Here is a 19,242-nt window from a genome sequence, read left to right as displayed (position 1 = left end):
AAAGTGCTTTGGTGATTGTCAAAGTTCCATTCACGTAGGTGAAATCATAATTATCGGATACTGCGCCGCTAGCTGTTATTGTATAGGTTCCAACAGGGCTTACATCTAAAGCTGTTGTGGAAATTGTTGGCAGAGTGGTTAAACTTGCAGATGTATCTCCGTTTACAAATCCTAAATAACTGGCTGTAAGTGTTGGATTTACTTCGCCGTAAACTTTGGTTTTATCATCGGCTGTGATGGTTAAAAGTGCTTTGGTGATTGTCAAAGTTCCATTCACGTAGGTGAAATCATAATTATCGGATACTGCGCCGCTAGCTGTTATTGTATAGGTTCCAACAGGGCTTACATCTAAAGCTGTTGTGGAAATTGTCGGCAAAGTGGTTAAACTTGCAGATGTATCTCCGTTTACAAAACCGGAATAACTGGCTGTCAATGTTGGATTTGCTGTTCCGTAAACTTTGGTTTGATCATCGGCTGTGATGGTTAAAAGTGCTTTGGTGATTGTCAAAGTTCCATTCACGTAGGTGAAATCATAATTATCGGATACTGCGCCGCTAGCTGTTATTGTATAGGTTCCAACCGGACTTGCATCTAATGCTGTTGTAGAAATTGTTGGCTGTGTAATTAGACTTGATGACGTGTCTCCGTTTGCAAAACCGGAATAACTTGCCGTTAATGTTGGATTCGCTTCGCCGTAAACTTTGGTTTGATCATCGGCTGTGATCGTTAAAAGTGCTTTGGTAATTGTCAAAGTTCCATTCAAGTAAGTGAAATCATAATTATCAGAGACTGCTCCGCTTGCTGTTATTGTGTAGGTTCCAACAGGGCTTACATCTAAAGCTGTTGTGGAAATTGTCGGCAAAGTGGTTAAACTTGCAGATGTATCTCCGTTTATAAAACCGGAATAACTGGCTGTCAATGTTGGATTTGCTGTTCCGTAAACTTTGGTTTGATCATCGGCTGTGATCGTTAAAAGTGCTTTGGTGATCGTCAGGTTTCCATTCACGTAAGTGAAATCATAATTATCTGATACTGCTCCGCTTGCTGTTATTGTATAGGTTCCAACTGGACTTGCGTCTAAAGCTGTTGTGGAAATTGTTGGTGGCGTTGCTAGACTTGATGACGTATCTCCGTTTACAAATCCTAAATAACTGGCCGTTAGAGTTGGATTTGCTGCTCCATAAACCTTGGTTTTATCATCAGCAGTTATTGTTAATGTCGCTTTGGTAATTGTCAGATTTCCATTCACGTAAGTGAAATCATAATTATCAGAGACTGCTCCGCTGGCTGTAATGGTATAAGTTCCAACCGGGCTTGTATCATCTGCGATCGTAGTGATTGTTGGTAAAGTTGTCAAACTCGCTGATGTATCGCCATTTAAAAATCCTAAATAACTGACTGTTAGTGTCGGGTTTACTGTTCCGTAAACTTTGGTTTTATCATCGGCTGTGATAGTTAAAAGTGCTTTGGTAATTGTCAAAGTTCCATTCACATAAGTGAAATCATAATTATCAGAGACTGCTCCGCTAGCTGTAATTGTATAAGTTCCAACAGGACTTGCATCTAAAGCCGTTGTGGTGATTGTTGGCTGCGTAATTAGATTTGTTGCTGTGTCTCCGTTGACAAATCCTGAATAACTAGCTGTTAATGTCGGATTTACTGTTCCGTAAACTTTGGTTTTATCATCAGCAGTTATCGTTAAAAGTGCTTTTGTAATTGTTAGGTTTCCATTCACGTAAGTGAAATCATAATTATCAGAGACTGCTCCGCTGGCTGTAATGGTATAGGTTCCAACTGGACTTGCATCATCTCCGATCGTAGTGATTGTTGGAGCTGTGGTTAAACTGGCTGATGTATCTCCGTTGACAAAACCGGAATAACTGGCCGTTAATGTTGGATTGGCTGTTCCGTAAACTTTCGTTTTATCATCGGCTGTGATGGTTAAAAGTGCTTTAGTGATTGTCAGGTTTCCGTTCACGTAAGTGAAATCATAATTATCAGAGACTGCTCCGCTGGCTGTAATGGTATAGGTTCCGACTGGACTTGCATCTAAAGCCGTTGTGGTGATTGTTGGAACTGTGGTTAGATTTGTTGCTGTATCTCCGTTGACAAATCCTAAATAACTGGCTGTGAGTGCTGGATTTGCTGTTCCGTAAACTTTGGTTTGGTCATCAGCAGTTATGGTTAAAAGTGCTTTGGTGATTGTCAGATTTCCATTCACGTAAGTGAAATCATAATTATCAGAGACTGCTCCGCTAGCTGTAATGGTATAAGTTCCAACCGGGCTTGCATCTAAAGCTGTGGTGGAAATTGTTGGCAAAGTGGTTAAACTTGCTGACGTATCGCCATTTAAAAAACCTGAATAACTAGCTGTGAGTGTTGGATTCGCTGTTCCGTACACTTTGGTTTGATCATCGGCTGTGATGGTTAAAAGTGCTTTGGTAATTGTCAAAGTTCCATTCACGTAAGTGAAATCATAATTATCGGAAACTGCTCCGCTGGCTGTTATTGCATAAGTTCCAACTGGGCTTGTATCTAATGCTGTTGTGCTGATTGTTGGAGCTGTGGTTAAACTTGCTGAGGTATCTCCGTTTACAAAACCTGAATAACTGGCTGTAAGTGTTGGATTTACTTCGCCGTACACTTTGGTTTGATCATCGGCTGTAATGGTTAAAAGTGCTTTGGTGATTGTCAGGTTTCCATTCACGTAAGTGAAATCATAATTATCGGAAACTGCTCCGCTGGCTGTTATTGCATAAGTTCCAACTGGGCTTGCATCTAAAGCCGTTGTGGAAATTGTTGGAGCTGTGGTTAGATTTGTTGCTGTATCTCCGTTGACAAATCCTAAATAACTGGCTGTTAGTGTCGGATTCGTTGCTCCGTAAACTTTGGTTTTATCATCTGCTGTTATGGTTAAAAGTGCTTTAGTGATTGTCAGATTTCCATTCACGTAGGTGAAATCATAATTATCGGAGACTGCTCCGCTTGCTGTTATTGAATAGGTTCCGACTGGGCTTGCATCTAAAGCCGTGGTGGAAATTGTTGGAGCTGTAATTAGATTTGCTGCTGTATCTCCGTTTACAAATCCTGAATAATTTACCGTTAATGTTGGATTTGCTTCGCCGTAAACTTTGGTTTTATCATCGGCTGTTATTGTTAAAAGTGCTTTGGTGATTGTAAGGTTTCCGTTCACGTAAGTAAAATCATAATTGTCAGAGACTGCTCCGCTGGCTGTAATGGTATAGGTTCCAACCGGGCTTGCGTCTAAAGCTGTTGTGGAAATTGTTGGTGGCGTTGCTAGACTTGATGCTGTATCTCCGTTTACAAATCCTAAATAACTGGCTGTGAGTGCTGGATTCGCTGTTCCGTACACTTTGGTTTGATCATCGGCTGTGATGGTTAAAAGTGCTTTAGTGATTGTCAGATTTCCATTCACGTAAGTGAAATCATAATTATCAGAGACTGCTCCGCTGGCTGTTATTGTATAGGTTCCAACTGGACTTGCGTCTAAAGCTGTTGTGGAAATTGTTGGTGGCGTTGCTAGACTTGATGCTGTATCTCCGTTTACAAAACCGGAATAACTGGCTGTAAGTGTTGGATTTGCTGATCCGTAAATTTTGGTTTTATCATCTGCTGTGATGGTTAATACTGCTTTGGTGATAGTCAAAGTTCCATTCACGTAAGTGAAATCATAATTATCAGAGACTGCTCCGCTTGCTGTTATTGTATACGTCCCAACTGGGCTTGCGTCTAATGCTGTTGTGGTGATTGTTGGAGATGTAGTTAAATTTGTTGCTGTATCTCCGTTTACAAAACCGGAATAACTGGCTGTGAGTGTCGGATTTGCTTCGCCGTAAACTTTGGTTTTATCATCTGCTGTGATGGTTAAAAGTGATTTGGTGATTATCAGGTTTCCATTCACATAAGTGAAATCATAATTATCGGATACTGCTCCGCTGGCTGTAATGGTGTAGGTTCCGACTGGACTTGCATCTAAAGCTGTTGTGGAAATTGTTGGTGGTGTAATTAGACTTGCTGCTGTATCTCCGTTGACAAATCCGGAATAACTGGCTGTAAGTGCTGGATTTACTGAACCGTAAACTTTGGTTTGGTCATCAGCTGTGATGGTTAAAAGTGCTTTGGTAATTGTCAAAGTTCCATTCACGTAAGTGAAATCATAATTGTCAGAGACTGCTCCGGTGGCTGTAATGGTATAGGTTCCTACTGGGCTTGCGTCTAATGCTGTGGTGGTAATTGTTGGAGCTGTCGTTAAATTTGCTGCTGTATCTCCGTTGACAAATCCTGAATAAGTGGCTGTGAGTGTTGGATTTGCTTCGCCGTAAACTTTTGTTTGATCATCGGCTGTGATCGTTAAAAGTGCTTTTGTGATTGTCAAAGTTCCATCAACATAAGTTATTGTGTAGTTAGGATTTGCAGCTCCGCTTACGCTAATAGTGTAGTCGCCGACAGGGCTTCCGGTTACGGCGGCTGTACTTGTAATTGGTGCTAAAGTTAAGCTCCCGACAGTATCTCCGTTTACAAAACCTGAATAGCTAAGCGTTAGAGTTGGATTATCATCTCCATACATTTTGGTTTTATTATCGGCTGTTATTGTTAATGCTGCTGGGGTTACTGTGCTGGAAACCGTTGCTACATTTACTGTAGCTGCATTAGTACTTGTTAGCACAATATTTCCGGAATATGTGCCGGCGGGAACTGTTCCTTTTAATCTGATATAAACTGGTGTAGATGCAATTATACCGGCTGCACCAACAGTAATTGAATTTGTAAATGTAAGATCATCTGAACTTACTTCGAACCCTGTTGGTGCTGTGATTAAAATTCCTTCGGCCATATCGCTTCCTGAAACATTAAAAGTTCCTGATACTGATGGTGTTCCGTAAATTGTTGTTAATGCCGATAAAGTTCCGGTGGTTACAATTGTGGGTTCGGTTCTGGTTACTGTTATGGTATAAGTTTCTATTGTTGTACCATCTTGGGCTGTAACTATTGTTGTGATAACATTTGGTCCTACCGTTAGGCTAATAGGATCAGATGCGCTTCCGCCTGCTACTGTTAAACCGTTTACGGTTACTGTTGCATTAGTATCTGTGGTCGTTGGCGTAACTGTTAAACTTGTTACTGCATTTGGCACTGTTGCAATATAACTTGTTGTTGCTGTATCAAAAACAGGATCTAATGTGCCTTCGCTAATCGATAAATTACTTAAGGTTGCAATATTATTGGGAGCTGTAACTGCTGCAGGATTTCCGGTACTTGTTGCTGTTTGATACATTTCGTTTCCGGGGATAGAACCGTTGTATTCTACTACCATTACCTGATATTCAGTTACGGGAGTCAAAGCTGTAACGATTGCTGTTGCATCGGTTCCGTTGTAAACGCAATACCATCCCGATGTGCCCACCTGAGCTCCGGTCGCAAAGGCTGCATTTGCAGTATAGGTAGTGAAATTTAATGGCAATGGTGTGCTTCCGCTTGCGCCTGCATACATGAAGACAGCTCTGGATGATCCGTTTCCGTTTGTCCAGCTAATTGTTGTTGTGGTTCCTGTCGTATTGGTAAATGTAACATTGGTCGCCTGAACAGTTGGTGCAAATAAGGGGTTGTTACGGAAAACAGATATGTTATTATTACTTTCATAATTGGCAGTGGCCATATCGTTTAAACCGTCTCCGTCAAAATCTCCCACTACTACAGAATTTGCGTTAAGTTGGTTTACAAAATCAACCCGGTTTGCAAAACTTATTGCTCCGCCTGCTGTAGAAGTATTACGAAATACAGATAAGTCATTCGCGTTAACACATACTGCTAAATCCAGATTTCCGTCACCATCAAGATCACTAAAAGCTACATTATTTATAATGCCATTTGTAGGGAAATCAACTTGAGAGGCGAAATTTATGTTGCCAATTCCGGAAGACGTATTGGTGAGAATAGATACAAAATTACCATTCGCATTGGCTACGGCGAGATCGTCTTTGCCATCTTTATTCAAATCACCAATTGCGACATCATAAGCTGAAAAAGATGTAGAAAAATTTACCTGAGATTCAAAATTAATAGCTCCGTCGGTTGAAATATTTCGCAAAACCGATATCGGGTTTGTAGTATTTGCACTTGCTGTTATAATATCAATTTTATTATCTCTGTCTATATCTCCTATTACTATTCCGTAAGGTGAATTCCCTACAGCGTAATCTATTCTATTATCAAAACTGATTACCCCGATTCCTGGTGACAAATTACGAAAAACAGAAACCGAATTGCCTGTTTTGTTCGCTGTAGCAATATCTAATTTTCCGTCACCATCGATATCCCCAATTGCCAATCTGTAAGGATCCAGACCCGAATTATATAATATTTGAGGAGCAAAACTTATGTTTCCAACTCCTGATGAGGTGTTTCTTAAAATAGAAATTGTAGAAACATGATAGTTTGCGGCTACAATATCTAATTTGCCATCACCATCTATATCTGCTACTGATATTCCAACAGGATAATCGTCTAATGTATAAATACCGGCAGCTGTAAAAGATGTGGCATCAATGGTGCCACTAACTGCTGTGTTACGAAGAAATGTCAATTGATCTAAATGTGGAAGTGTCAAGGCCAGATCAGGTTTTCCGTCTCCGTCAAAATCTCCAACTACCAGTTCTTCTACAGAACCAATTTCTGCAAAATTGATCCGTGGCATAAAATCATCAGTAGTTATATTTCCTTTGTTTGGTGCAAAATCTAGTATAAAAGGTACCAGAGAATTGGCAGATAAAACGGTAGTATTGTTTAATACTGTTATAGGAAAATAGGTTGCTCCCACTGGAACAGTCACTGTTAAACTTGTTGCACTAGCCGATGCAATTGTAGCTTTTACCGCGCCAAAATAAACAGTATTCTCTGCAATTGTTGCTCCAAAATTTTCTCCGTTAATAATTACTGTTGTCTCAATAGGCCCCGTTTCAGGACTAAAACTTGTAATAATGGGTGGTGCCGGAGCACGGGTTACGGTTATGGTATAAGTTTCTATTGTTGTACCATCTTGGGCTGTAACTATTGTTGTAATAACATTTGGTCCTACCGTTAGACTAATAGGATCAGATGCGCTTCCACCTGTTACTGTTAAACCGTTTACGGTTACTGTTGCATTAGTATCTGTGGTCGTTGGTGTTACTGTTAAACTTGTTACTGCATTTGGCACTGTTGCAACATAACTTGTTGTTCCTGTATCAAAAACGGGATCTAATGTGCCTTCGCTAATGGTTAAATTACTTAAGGTTGCGATATTGTTAAGCGTTGTAACTGAGGCAGGATTTCCTGTACTTACAGCGGTTTGATACATCTCATTTCCTGCAGCACCATTGTATTCCAAAGTCATAACCTGATACGTTGTCGCAGGAGTCACACCTGTTATATTTACAGTTGATCCTGTACCATTATAAATACAGTACCAACCTGTAGTTCCTATTTGGGTTCCTGTTCCAAAAGTTGTACTTGCAGTATAAGTTGTATTATTTACAGGAACCGGGCTCCCATTGGATCCTACATACATAAATACTGCTCGCGACGAACCGTTACCATTTGTCCAACTGGCTGTAGTAGTTGTACCAGTGGTAGCTGTAAAAACAACATTTGTTGCCTGAACTGTAGGATTTAATAATGTTTGAAAAGTAAAAACTGCACCTGTTGGCAAATCAACAGTATTAAAAGAAACTTTATTTGCAACTAATGATACTGCTGTATATTGTACTACAGATCCGCCATTAAAATTACCTGTTCCTGTTGGATCAACCAAGAGCTTATAATCACTAGTATTTTGAGCTGAATAAGTTAGCCCTGTAATATCATAACTTAATGTTACAGTTCCGGGAGTAGACGTAGTTTGAACTTTCCAAATTCTTTGTATCCTCTTTGCAAAATCACTTCCAACAGGTACAATAGTTTCTGTAAGGGCAGCTACATTGTGCCCAATCATTAAAAATGAATTATTAACTAATGAAGAAGGATTACTAATAATAATATTTCCTTTTGCACTTTGCCCAGTACCATCTCCACTTCCAGTATTCATACTGTTTGAAATAGATTGATTTAAACCCGAAAGATCATCCTGACCAAATCCAAAAACGTCATTATGATAAGCTACATTTGCGGTAGCGTCCCAAATTACAGTATTAGCACTATTAACGTAATTATCTGCTTTATGAATTCCGTATTTTAAAGCCAGATAAGATTCAATATTAATTTTTTGCGTTGCTGCGCTTTGGTTGTATATGATTACCTCTGCAATATTTCCTGTAAGATGTCTCCATCCACTACCTACTCCGTTATTGTTCGTAGTACCCACGGTGGGAATAAAATTAATTGAAGAAAAATTGCCCTGATCGTTCATTACTTGATTATTACCATCCAGTCTTCCAATGATAGTTAGATTACTGTTTTTTTCCATTGAAAATAAATGAAAATTTGCCACATCTGTATATGGAAAAAATGAAAAAGTACTAGCATTTCCATTTCCTGTATACATTCGTCCGCCACTTTGTGAAAAGACAGCTCTTCCATAGCTATTTCCTGCTACAGTACTTCCAATTACGGTACCACCATTTGAATTATTGACTTTAAAAACAGCATACGCATCTACATAAGTAATATTCGAACTACCAGTCAAGTTTTGTGTTGCGGGATAAGTCGCTACAGCATCACTATTATTAAAGTTTACCGTAGGGTGAAAATTAATAGCATTTGTAGTAACCGTTGGTGGCGTAGCGCTTACTGTAAAGGTATTGATAGCAGTAATATCAGACCATCCTGTTAAATTATTTCCCGATGACGTAACGCCATTACTTGCATCTAACCACATATTAAGTCCCATCAAAACACCACCTGGACCTATTGTATTAGCCCCTAGTGTAATAGTACTTATCTCTGCAGGATTTCCTGTACTAGTCGCTGTAAGATGCAATTCATGCCCCAATGAACCATTATATTCCAGTGTCATAACCTGATAAGTTGTTGAGGGAGATAAACCTGTAAGATCTACCGTTGTACCAATGCCTTTATAAACACAAAACCAGCCACTTGATCCAATTTCTGTTCCAGAACCAAAAAACGAATTAGCCGTATATGCAAAATAATTAAGTGGTACAGGATTTCCGCTTGACCCGGCACGAACAAATACTATTCTGGAAGCTCCATTGCCATTTGTCCAGCTAACATTAGTACTTGTTGAGGTAGTATTTGTAAAAACAACATTAGTTGCCTGAACTGTTGGGGGTCCAACATTTACAATTCCGCTATTAGCAGCAAAAAAAGTTGGGCTTATGTTTATAGCTGCGGACCCCACTCCTCCCCAGGTTCCTGTAGAATTTGATCCATTAAGAGATAGCAAAAATGTTGAATGAATAAATGTTCCTAAGTCTGCAACTACTCCGGCTTCAATAGATAAAGTATTATTTACCGCGATGGCACTATCAAAAGTCTTAATTCCGGCACCGGATAAAGTAAGATTATCATAGACATAATTACCCACTACCTGTGCTGCCGGACCATTATAATTTACCTCTCCAATACCAGGAGTTAAAGATCCACCAGTCATAGTACCTCCAATATTTAAAGAACCTATGCTGGTAAAAGCTATATTATTCTGGAGAACTGATCCTGTCATGATAACATTCCCTACAACATTTGCAGTTCCTGTATCAATAGTCAAATGACATTTTCGGGTATCATTTACACCGGCTTCCATAGTAATTCCTCCTGCAGCCAATGTTCCTGATCCTACGGCAAGCGTAGTATTACCGTTATCAAAGGTTGGAGCAGTAATTGTAATTTCACCAATAACTGCTAAAGTTCCTGAAGCACTAATTGTTAAACTACTTCCCGCTCCTAAAGTAAGTGCCGTACAAGTTACACCAGCTGTCGAAATTACGGGCTGATTGACTACAGGAGGTATAACAACATCTTCTAATGCTTGCGGAGCAACTCCAAGACTCCAGTTTAAATCATTTTCCCATGCCGTATTTATTGCACCAGTCCACGTGTTAGTTTGTGCATATCCAAAATTAAACAAAAGCGATACCAGTATAATAAGTATATTTTTATTCATATTATTCAATTTTAAATTTTGAAGAAAAAGGAACCACATTATATAATAAACCAGCTAACAAAGTATTCTTTACAATCAATAACTAAAGCTCTTATAAGACTAAATGTAAATGCCCTATTGATAAGAGATCGTTTTAAAATTTAACAAATGCATTTCCGGATTCTTTTCAAAGGAAGATAAGAGAGGTAAAATAAAATCTGAGGCAGATAGACAATTTGAAAAGCTATAAAAAAGTAAAACAAAATTTATTTACTTTTTTAAACACACCTAATAATCAACACATTAATCAAAAGTAAATTTACTATGAATTGACGTTTATTTTGAAAAAAAAGAAGGAAAGGCGTTTCATTTTATAAAATGGAACAATTTTTTTTATGTATTTTTTTTAAAAGCGCTATTTAAAAAAGTAATAACTGTTTTAAAAAAATTAAAAACAAATCAAGTCTAAAGAGATTGCAACATTAAAATTGCATTAGAATTGGGCATTTCATTCCTAAATAAAATTGATTTACTAATATTATTTTTTACATTTGCGTTATTTTTAATTATTCTAAATAGTTTTTATATAAAAAAGATATTAGGGTAAACAAAAAACAACCTCAAACGAATTTCAAAACAATAAATACCCAATATGAAAAAGAATATTTTTATCTCTTTCGCATTAGCCGCAACTTTATTTGTTAGTGCCCAACAAAAAAACACGATGTTAGAAGCTTCTTTTTGGAAAGCTACACCAGATGTTACCACCGTTAAAGCCGAAATAGCAAAAGGAAACAACCCTTCTGAATCCAATGCAAATGCTTTTGATGTTGTTGTGATCGCTATCAATAATGATGCGCCTCTGGCAAGTATAAAATTCTTATTAGACCAACCCGGAAATCCTGTAAACAAACCTACCCACGACAATCGTATTTATTTGCACTGGGCGGCTTACAGAGGAAATACAGAATTGGTAGAATACCTAATCTCAAAAGAATCTGATATTAATTTTGAAGACAGTCATGGTACTACCCCACTTGTTTTTGCGGCAGGAAATGGCCTTTTGAATTCAGGAGTTTGTGATGCTTTTTTTAAAGCCGGAATAAATCCAAAGCAAAAATATAACGACGGTGCCAATTTGTTACTTATGGCCATTCCGTTTGATAAAGACCTTACGCTTAGTGACTACCTTACAACTAAAGGATTATCATTTAAAGATGTTGATAATAACGGAAAAACTGCTTTTGACTATGCTGCAAGAACTGGAAATGTAGTTCTTTTGAAAAAACTTGTAGCAAAAGAAGTTAAACCTACAGATAATGCCCTTCTGGTTGCTACTCAGGGAACACGCAGAGAAACAACGCCTCTTGAAGCTTATAAATATTTAGTAGAAGAAGTAAAACTAAAACCAACTTTTACCACTAAATCAGGAGAAAATGTACTGCACTTTTTGGCAGGCAAACAAAATCAGACTGAAATTATCAATTACTTTTTAAGCAAAGGTGTCGATGCCAACCAAGTAAACAAAGACGGAAACACTCCTGTTATGATTGCTGCCGGAGCAAGAGAAACTGCTGTTTTAGAACAATTATTACCAAAAGCAAAAAACATCAATTTACAAAACCTGAAAGGCGAATCGGCTTTGACAATGGCGGTAAGATCAGGAACGCCTGAAGCGGTTGCGCTGCTTTTAAACAAAGGTGCAGATGTGAATGTAAAAGATAAAGACGGAAATAATCTTGGCGTTTATTTAGTACAATCGTACAGACCGGCAGGACGCGAGGCTAATGCTGCAAAAGATCCTTTTGAAGCTAAAATAAAATTGCTTCAGGATAAAGGATTAAACCTTGCAGCTGCTCAAAAAGACGGAAGTACTTTATATCACTTCGCTATTGCTAAAAATGATTTGGCTTTGCTAAAAAAATTAGCTTCTTTGAATATTGATGTTAATGCTAAAAACAAAGACGGTCTTACGGCTTTACACAAAGCTGCAATGGTAGCCAAAGACGATTCAATCCTAAAATATCTTGTATCTCTTGGTGCCAAAAAAGACATCAATACCGAATTTGACGAAAGCGCTTATGCGCTGGCCAAAGAAAATGAATCGCTAACGAAAAACAATGTTTCGGTTGAATTCTTAAAATCTTAAATTCTAATTTTTTAAAATTCCAAATTCCAATTCAATCTAAAATCCGAAGTCTAAAATCTAAAATTCCACATGAAATCAATATTTAAAATAGCTCTTACAATTACTTTACTTTTTTTAATCTCTTTTCAGGCAAATGCTCAGGCAAGCAAGTACAAATGCATGCTGCAAATGTCTAATTATATGGGAGAAGGTGCTTATATCGTAGTTTCTCTTATTAATTCTAAGGGAGAATATGAGAAAACACTTTATGTAATGGGTGATGATAAAAAATGGTACAAATCACTAAAAGAATGGAACAAATTCCAGACCGCAAAACCTGCTGATATTAGTGCCAAAACCGGAGCATCTGTTACTGGCGGAGATCGCAGCATTACAACCATAGAAATCGATGATTCGAAAATTAATAAAGGATATAAACTACGTTTTGAATCGGCTGTTGAGGATCAGAAGTATCATGTAAATGATGTTGAAATTCCGCTTACGACTGAAGGTTTGGCTGATAAAACAGAAGGTAAAGGTTATATCAGATACGTACGATTAAACAAGATTTAATATTTTCGCTCTGAGTAAACTTTTTCAAAGTTTTGAATTTTGACAAAGTTGCAATAACCACAATGATTGTCATTTCGGCCAAGGAGAAATCTGCGTAAAAAACTAATGCAAAGTTTTTCCCTAAATTGTCGAGCTACTTGCGAGGATTTCTCCTTCGTCGAAATGACAAAAATGAGAATTAATATACATTCGAATACCACTCAATGACTCTTTCTTTTTGGCGTTACGCACACTTGGCTCTGGCTTTGTTTTCTTCTTTATTTTTAATTTTAGCTTCAACTACAGGAATTATTCTGGCAGTTGATGCGATGCAGGAAAAAACACTTCCGTATAAGGTAGAAAATTTCGACCAAATAACGCTGGCAGAAACTTTACCCCTATTAAAAAAACAGTATGGTGAAATTACAGAGTTAAGCGTAGATCATAATCAGTTTGTAACGCTACAGGCCATTGATCAGGATGGCAATGATATCAATTCTTATATTGATCCTAAAACGGGTAAAGCTTTAGGTAAACCAATAAAAAAGAGCGAATTTATTCAATGGGTTACCGGTTTTCATCGTTCTTTGTTTCTTCATGAAACGGGAAGATTTTTTGTTGGTGTAATTTCATTTTTATTATTCTTAATCGCGATTTCCGGTTTTGCTCTTGTTTTAAACAGACAAAGAGGCATCCGTAATTTCTTTTCAAAAGTGGTAAAAGATTATTTTGCCCAATATTATCATGTTGTTTTAGGACGATTGGCATTGATTCCAATTTTGATTATTGCGCTTACCGGAACCTATTTATCGTTGGAGAGATTCAACTTTTTTATGGGGAAAGAAAAAAAGAAAAAAGAAAAATCAGAGATTGTACAAGCTCCAAAAGGAAAAATTGTTTCTGTATTTTCGACTACTCTTTTGGCGGATGTCAACAAAATCGAATTTCCTTTTACAGATGATCCCGAAGAATATTATATTATTCAGTTAAAAGATCGTGAAATCGAAGTGAATCAGGTTACAGGTGCCATTGTGACGGAAAAACGTTCTGCAATCACCGTTCAGCTAGCTGATCTAAGCCTGAATCTTCATACCGGAAAAACCAACGGAATCTGGGCATTTATATTGGCGATTGCGAGTATTAATATTCTGTTTTTCATTTATTCTGGTTTTGCTATTACCTTAAAAAGAAGATCAAGCCGCATTAAAAATAAATTCAAAGCCAATGAAAGTAAGTTCATACTTTTGGCCGGTTCTGAAAACGGAAGTTCGCTTCGATTTGCCAATGCCATTCTAAAACAATTGATTGGTCACGGAGAAAAGGCTTTTATTACCGAATTGAACAGCTACACCACTTTTCCGAAAGCGGAACATATTATTGTCTTCTCCTCTACTCACGGCTTGGGAGATGCCCCTTTTAACGGAAGCAAATTTTTATCTCTTTTAAAGAAATATCCGCAACAGCAAAAAATCAATTATTCGGTAGTTGGTTTTGGTTCGAAAGCTTATCCGGATTTTTGTGAATTTGCTTTTGAAATTGATAAACAATTAGAAAATCAAGATTGGGCGGAGCGTTTCCTTGATGTACAAACCGTAAACGATAAATCGGCAACAGAATTTGTAGAATGGATAAAATTATGGAGTGCCAAAACCGGAATTCCGTTATCGACAACGCCTTCTTTATACAATCATGTCCCGAAAGGTTTGCAGAAACTAATGGTTTTAGATAAAACACTGGTTTCTGAGCACGAACAGACTTTTATACTGACTTTAAGAGCCAATATGAGAGCCAAATTTAGTTCAGGAGATTTACTGGCTATTTATCCGGTAAACGATACGCGAGAACGCCTCTACTCTATTGGTAATCATTCAGGTAACATACAATTGGTCGTAAAACTACATCCAAACGGATTGGGTTCTGAGTTTCTAAATAATCTTATTCCCGGAAATACAATCAAGGCCAAAATCATCAATAATAAAGCTTTTCATTTTCCAAATAAGGTTTCTAAAGTAGCTTTTATTTCCAACGGAACTGGTATTGCGCCTTTCCTTGGGATGATCGAGCAGAATAAAACCAAAACAGAAACGCATTTGTATGCCGGATTCCGTATGGAAACCGAAACTGTTTCAGGATATAAAAAGTTTACATCAGAAATGATGGAAAAACAGAAACTGCAAAGTTTTCATTTGGCTTTATCCCGCGAAGCAGAACATTTTTATGTAATGGATCTCATCAAACGCGATGCTGATTTTTTTATTAATTTACTAAAAGAAAATGGCGTTATCATGATTTGCGGATCACTGGCCATGCAAAAAGATGTCGAAGCTATTCTGGATAAGTTATGTCTTGAAAGAAATGTAAAAAGTATATCAGATTATAGAGAGAATGGTCAGTTATTGACGGATTGTTATTAAACACTAATTGCACTAATTTTCACTAATTAATTTTGATTGTAAACTATGTAAGTCCCAGTGGGACTAAATATTGGTAGAAATCATAAATTAAAAACAGCCGGCGTGCCGTAGTTACGCAACAAATGCATTGCTATTACGTACCTACGGCACGCTAACGCATTTTTCGAACATAGTTTTCTACCAATATTTTCTACCTGGCGGTACATTTTAAATTTAGGTTTTCATTAGTGAAATAATTAAGCGCACTAAAATTAAACATTTATATTCGTGTAAATTCGTGAAATTCGTGTCCAAAACTCTTCTAAAAAAGTCACCATGCGCAAATCAATTCTATACAAATTCCTGTTTTTCTCTGTAATAATCTGCGGTTTATCAGTCAACGCACAAGTATTACGAAAAAGAACGACTCTATTAATGGGCGGGCGTTTTGATATTACGATCGTAGCAAAAGATTCTCTTTTGGCAGAACAAAATATCGACGAGGTTATTGCAGAAATTACCCGAATCGAAAATCTAATCTCAGATTGGAAACCGGATTCACAAGTTTCACAAGTCAATCAAAATGCGGGGATTCAACCTATAAAAGTCGATCGTGAAGTTTTTGAACTGACACAAAGAGCTATTGAATTTTCTGAAGCTACAAAAGGCGGTTTTGATGTGAGTTTTGCCGCCATGGACAGAATCTGGAAATTTGATGGATCGATGACCGAAATGCCTTCGGCGGAAGCCATAAAAAAATCGGTAGAAAAAGTAGGCTATAAAAACATTATTCTGGATTCGGTTCAATCTACTATTTTTCTAAAATTAAAGGGAATGAAAATTGGTTTCGGAGCTTTAGGCGAAGGATATGCAACAGATAAATGCCGAAATATGATGCTCGCAAAAGGCATTAAAGCCGGAATCGTAAACGGATCCGGCGACATGACTGCCTGGGGAAAACAACCCAATGGCAAGGATTGGAATATTGGTATGACGAACCCTTTTCATCCCGATGCGTTATTTGCGGTTGTTCCTTTAAACAATGGCGCTGTAACCACCTCAGGAAGCTATGAAAAGTTTGTTGTTTTTAACGGAAAACGTTACTCACATATTATAAATCCGGCAACAGGTTATCCCGCAACCGGATTGTGCAGCGTATCGGTTTTTGGTCCAAATGCAGAAACAGCAAACGGATTAAGTACTTCTTTAATGGTTTTAGGACAAAAAGAAGGTTTGCTTTTACTCAAAAAATATCCAGATTATAGTTGCGTAATGATTACGGATGACGGAAAATTAGTAAAATCGAAAAACTTTAAAATAAAGAAATTCAAACCCAGACTCTAGTTTTCTTTAAAAATTTATTATTTTAAAATGATGCTTTAGAGTTTCAGCTTTTTCTTGTTTTCGGAATGTATTTCGCGTATATAATAATGGCCACCAATACAATAAATGTAGCGGTTGCATACAATATACAAGGACTATAAAAATAAATAGCAGCGGCTGCCAATGGCATAATCATATTATTTGCCGATTGCAAGCTTTGGTTTACACCCTGTAATTTTCCCTGATTACTTTCGTCTACTGATTGTGATAATCTTGCATTATAAGTGGGATCGAATAAGCCTTCTCCAGTAATTATAAAGATGACAGCACACGAAATAATTATTATGGAGGATAGAAATACGCTGCTCATAATTAATGCCAGACCAATTCCAAAAACAATTAAGCCCGCAATTCCGATACTCTTTTCGTTAAAACGTTTCAATAACCAGGGCAATAAAACGGCTCGCGAAATAATCTCGCAAATACCAACCAATGTTAGCATTGTGCCAATAAATACGGGGCCCCATTTGTAAATATCTTTTAGAAAAATGGTAAAGTTAAACTGAAAAATCCCGAGACTTATATAAAAAAATATGCCTAAAATGAGTAACATCTTAACGTTTTTTAGCTTAAAAATATCTTTAAAATGCGAAAACACATTAAAACTATTCAACGTTAAATGTTTCGTTCTTTTTTCAGGAACCAAAGATTCAGGCAATAAAAAATAAGTCGCCAAACCCGAAATAAAAATTAATCCCGCAGTAACAAAAAACGGCAGCGAAAGAGAAATTCCGCCTAACAATCCGCCCAATGCGGGACCTCCTAATTTGCCTATTCCCATCGCAGAACCTATATAACCAAACCACTTGGCTCTTTCTTTTGGTTCAGTCGAATCAGATATGTAAGCAAATAAAATACTGATATTACCAGCTGTAAGACCGTCGATAATACGTCCGAGGAAAAGAATCCATAATGCGCCACCAATTCCGAATAAAACATAGCCTATTACTGATCCTAATAAACTGAAAATAAGAATATATTTTCGTCCGTATCGATCACTTAACGATCCAAAAATGGGTGCTGCAAAAAATGTACAGGCTGCAAAGACCGACATAAGCGCGCTCATACCTACAACAATTTGTTCTGATGGAAGATATTTACCAACAATAAACGGTAACAACGGCAATACAACCGACATGCCAATAGAATTAAGGAGTACAATCCCGATGATAATCCAAAATATGTGTTTTTTTGATTTTGTTTTCATATGTAATAATTGAAAGACAAAATTCTAAAAAGGGCATTCCTTAGGATTGTACAAACGCGACAAAATCGTTGCTGATGGTCTGTTTTGCTTTTCGTGCAAATGCACCCGGCGTGGTACCGCTGTAGCGCTTAAATTCTCTGCTAAGATGAGATTGATCTGTATACCCTAATTCCTGAGCCAAACCGGCAATATTAGCATTGGGAAAATGCCATAAATGATTACGTACCTGCTCAAAACGCATCAAACCTGACACGTCTTTTACGCTATGACCGGACGATTGCTTGAAGTTTCTTTCTAATGTACGAACTGTTGCGTGAGCCGCCGACGCTACTTCACTTACCGGAATAATTCCTTTGGCGTTTCGCATTGCCAGTCCAGCTTTAAACAATAAACTGTCAGTAGGAATTTGTGAGTGTACATTCACAAAAAACTCTTGTACATGAGCAATCGCCTCTTCTATTTTATGGTTTTGAATTAATTCATTCAAACGTGATTGAAGCTGAGCAATAGGATGTTCGAAAATATGTACTCCGTCTTTACCCTTTCCTGATGGCAATCCGAGTAAATCAAAAACAGTCCACGGAAAACATCTTATAGCAATGATTTCTAAACGGTTATTCGAATTTAAAATAACAGGCTGATTGAGTAATCCCATTATAAACGGCGATGGCAAGGGCTGTAAAACTCCATTATAAGAAACACTGCAGGTACTTCCAAAATAAAAAATAATTTCAGCATAACCATCCGGCATAACTTCAAAATCTGAGAATTCTTCACAGGAATCTCGTCTGTCGTACCAAAAACACTTAATGCTATCCTGCAATATTTCAGGAGCGTCAAATTCGAGATGGTGCAATTTGAAATTAAGCATAATTAAAATTTAAGAGAGACAAATATAAAGAAGAATATATCAAAGCCTGACCACATTATAATGTGAACTACAAAGTTTATCATCCTGAAAGAAAGGATCACATTAGTAACTCCGGAATCTTTATCGAGTTTCTTTGCCATGGCACACGGATGACACGGATTTGCTTCGCAAAAACGCGGATTAAAACGGATTTTTATTCTTTTGTCGTTTGCTTAACGCAAAGTAACCGCAAGATTGTCTTCCTGAGGAATGAAGGATCACACTAGTAATTCCGTAAAGTGATGCCGCAATCTTTGTCAAGCTTCTTTGTCATGGCACACGGATGACACAGATTTGCTTCGCAAAAACGCGGATTAAAACGGATTTTTATTCTTTGTCATTTGCTTAACACAAAGTAACCGCAAGCTTGTCTTCCTGACGAACGAAGGATCACACTAGTAATTCCGCAAAGTGATGCCACAATCTTTGTCGAGTTTCTTTGTCGAGTTTCTTGTGTGATCCTTCCTGCGTCAGGATGACAAATACTTTGGGGTAATGTTGCGTGTTGATTGTTTTTTCCATAAAGTAACCACAATCTTGTCTTCCTGAGGAACGAAGGATCACACTAGTAAT

At 37.5% G+C, this 19,242-nt stretch carries 7 protein-coding genes; 4 read left to right on the top strand and 3 right to left on the bottom strand.

Annotated elements, in window-relative coordinates; all coding sequences use genetic code 11:
• Positions 1-10,117: beta strand repeat-containing protein (locus ACIDC4_RS18280; protein ID WP_488381156.1), on the bottom strand; the 10,117-nt coding region annotated here is incomplete at its 3' end.
• Between the two features lie 631 nt (positions 10,118-10,748).
• Between ACIDC4_RS18280 and ACIDC4_RS18275 the strand changes: the two genes are divergently transcribed.
• The 4 genes from ACIDC4_RS18275 (at position 10,749) to ACIDC4_RS18260 (ending at position 16,513) form a co-directional block, all read left to right on the top strand.
• A complete protein-coding gene (locus ACIDC4_RS18275) occupies positions 10,749-12,245 on the top strand; it encodes an ankyrin repeat domain-containing protein (RefSeq protein WP_412045473.1) in 1,497 nt (498 codons plus the stop codon).
• 69 nt (positions 12,246-12,314) lie between these two features.
• Positions 12,315-12,797 carry a DUF2271 domain-containing protein gene (locus tag ACIDC4_RS18270; protein WP_412045472.1) on the top strand — a complete coding sequence of 161 codons (483 nt, stop codon included), beginning with the start codon at positions 12,315-12,317 and terminating at the stop codon, positions 12,795-12,797.
• A gap of 203 nt (positions 12,798-13,000) precedes the next feature.
• On the top strand, positions 13,001-15,190 hold the full coding sequence (locus tag ACIDC4_RS18265) for a PepSY domain-containing protein (protein ID WP_412045471.1): 2,190 nt from the start codon (positions 13,001-13,003) through the stop codon (positions 15,188-15,190).
• Between the two features lie 315 nt (positions 15,191-15,505).
• A complete protein-coding gene (locus ACIDC4_RS18260; protein ID WP_412045470.1) occupies positions 15,506-16,513 on the top strand; it encodes an FAD:protein FMN transferase in 1,008 nt (335 codons plus the stop codon).
• A 43-nt stretch (positions 16,514-16,556) separates the two neighbouring features.
• Here ACIDC4_RS18260 and ACIDC4_RS18255 read toward each other — a convergent pair whose 3' ends face one another.
• Positions 16,557-17,759, bottom strand: a complete 1,203-nt coding sequence (locus tag ACIDC4_RS18255) for an MFS transporter (RefSeq protein WP_412045469.1) — start codon at positions 17,757-17,759, stop codon at positions 16,557-16,559.
• A 40-nt stretch (positions 17,760-17,799) separates the two neighbouring features.
• Positions 17,800-18,630, bottom strand: coding sequence for a helix-turn-helix domain-containing protein (locus tag ACIDC4_RS18250; protein WP_412045468.1), 831 nt, complete (start codon positions 18,628-18,630; stop codon positions 17,800-17,802).
• Between the last annotated feature and the right edge of the window lie 612 nt (positions 18,631-19,242).

Origin of the sequence: Flavobacterium sp. C3NV (genome assembly GCF_046825355.2) — a bacterium.
In the GTDB taxonomy this organism is placed as follows: Bacteria; Bacteroidota; Bacteroidia; order Flavobacteriales; family Flavobacteriaceae; genus Flavobacterium.
The sequence above is the reverse complement of the archived record's forward strand: the minus strand, read 5'-3'. Positions and strand labels throughout refer to the sequence as shown.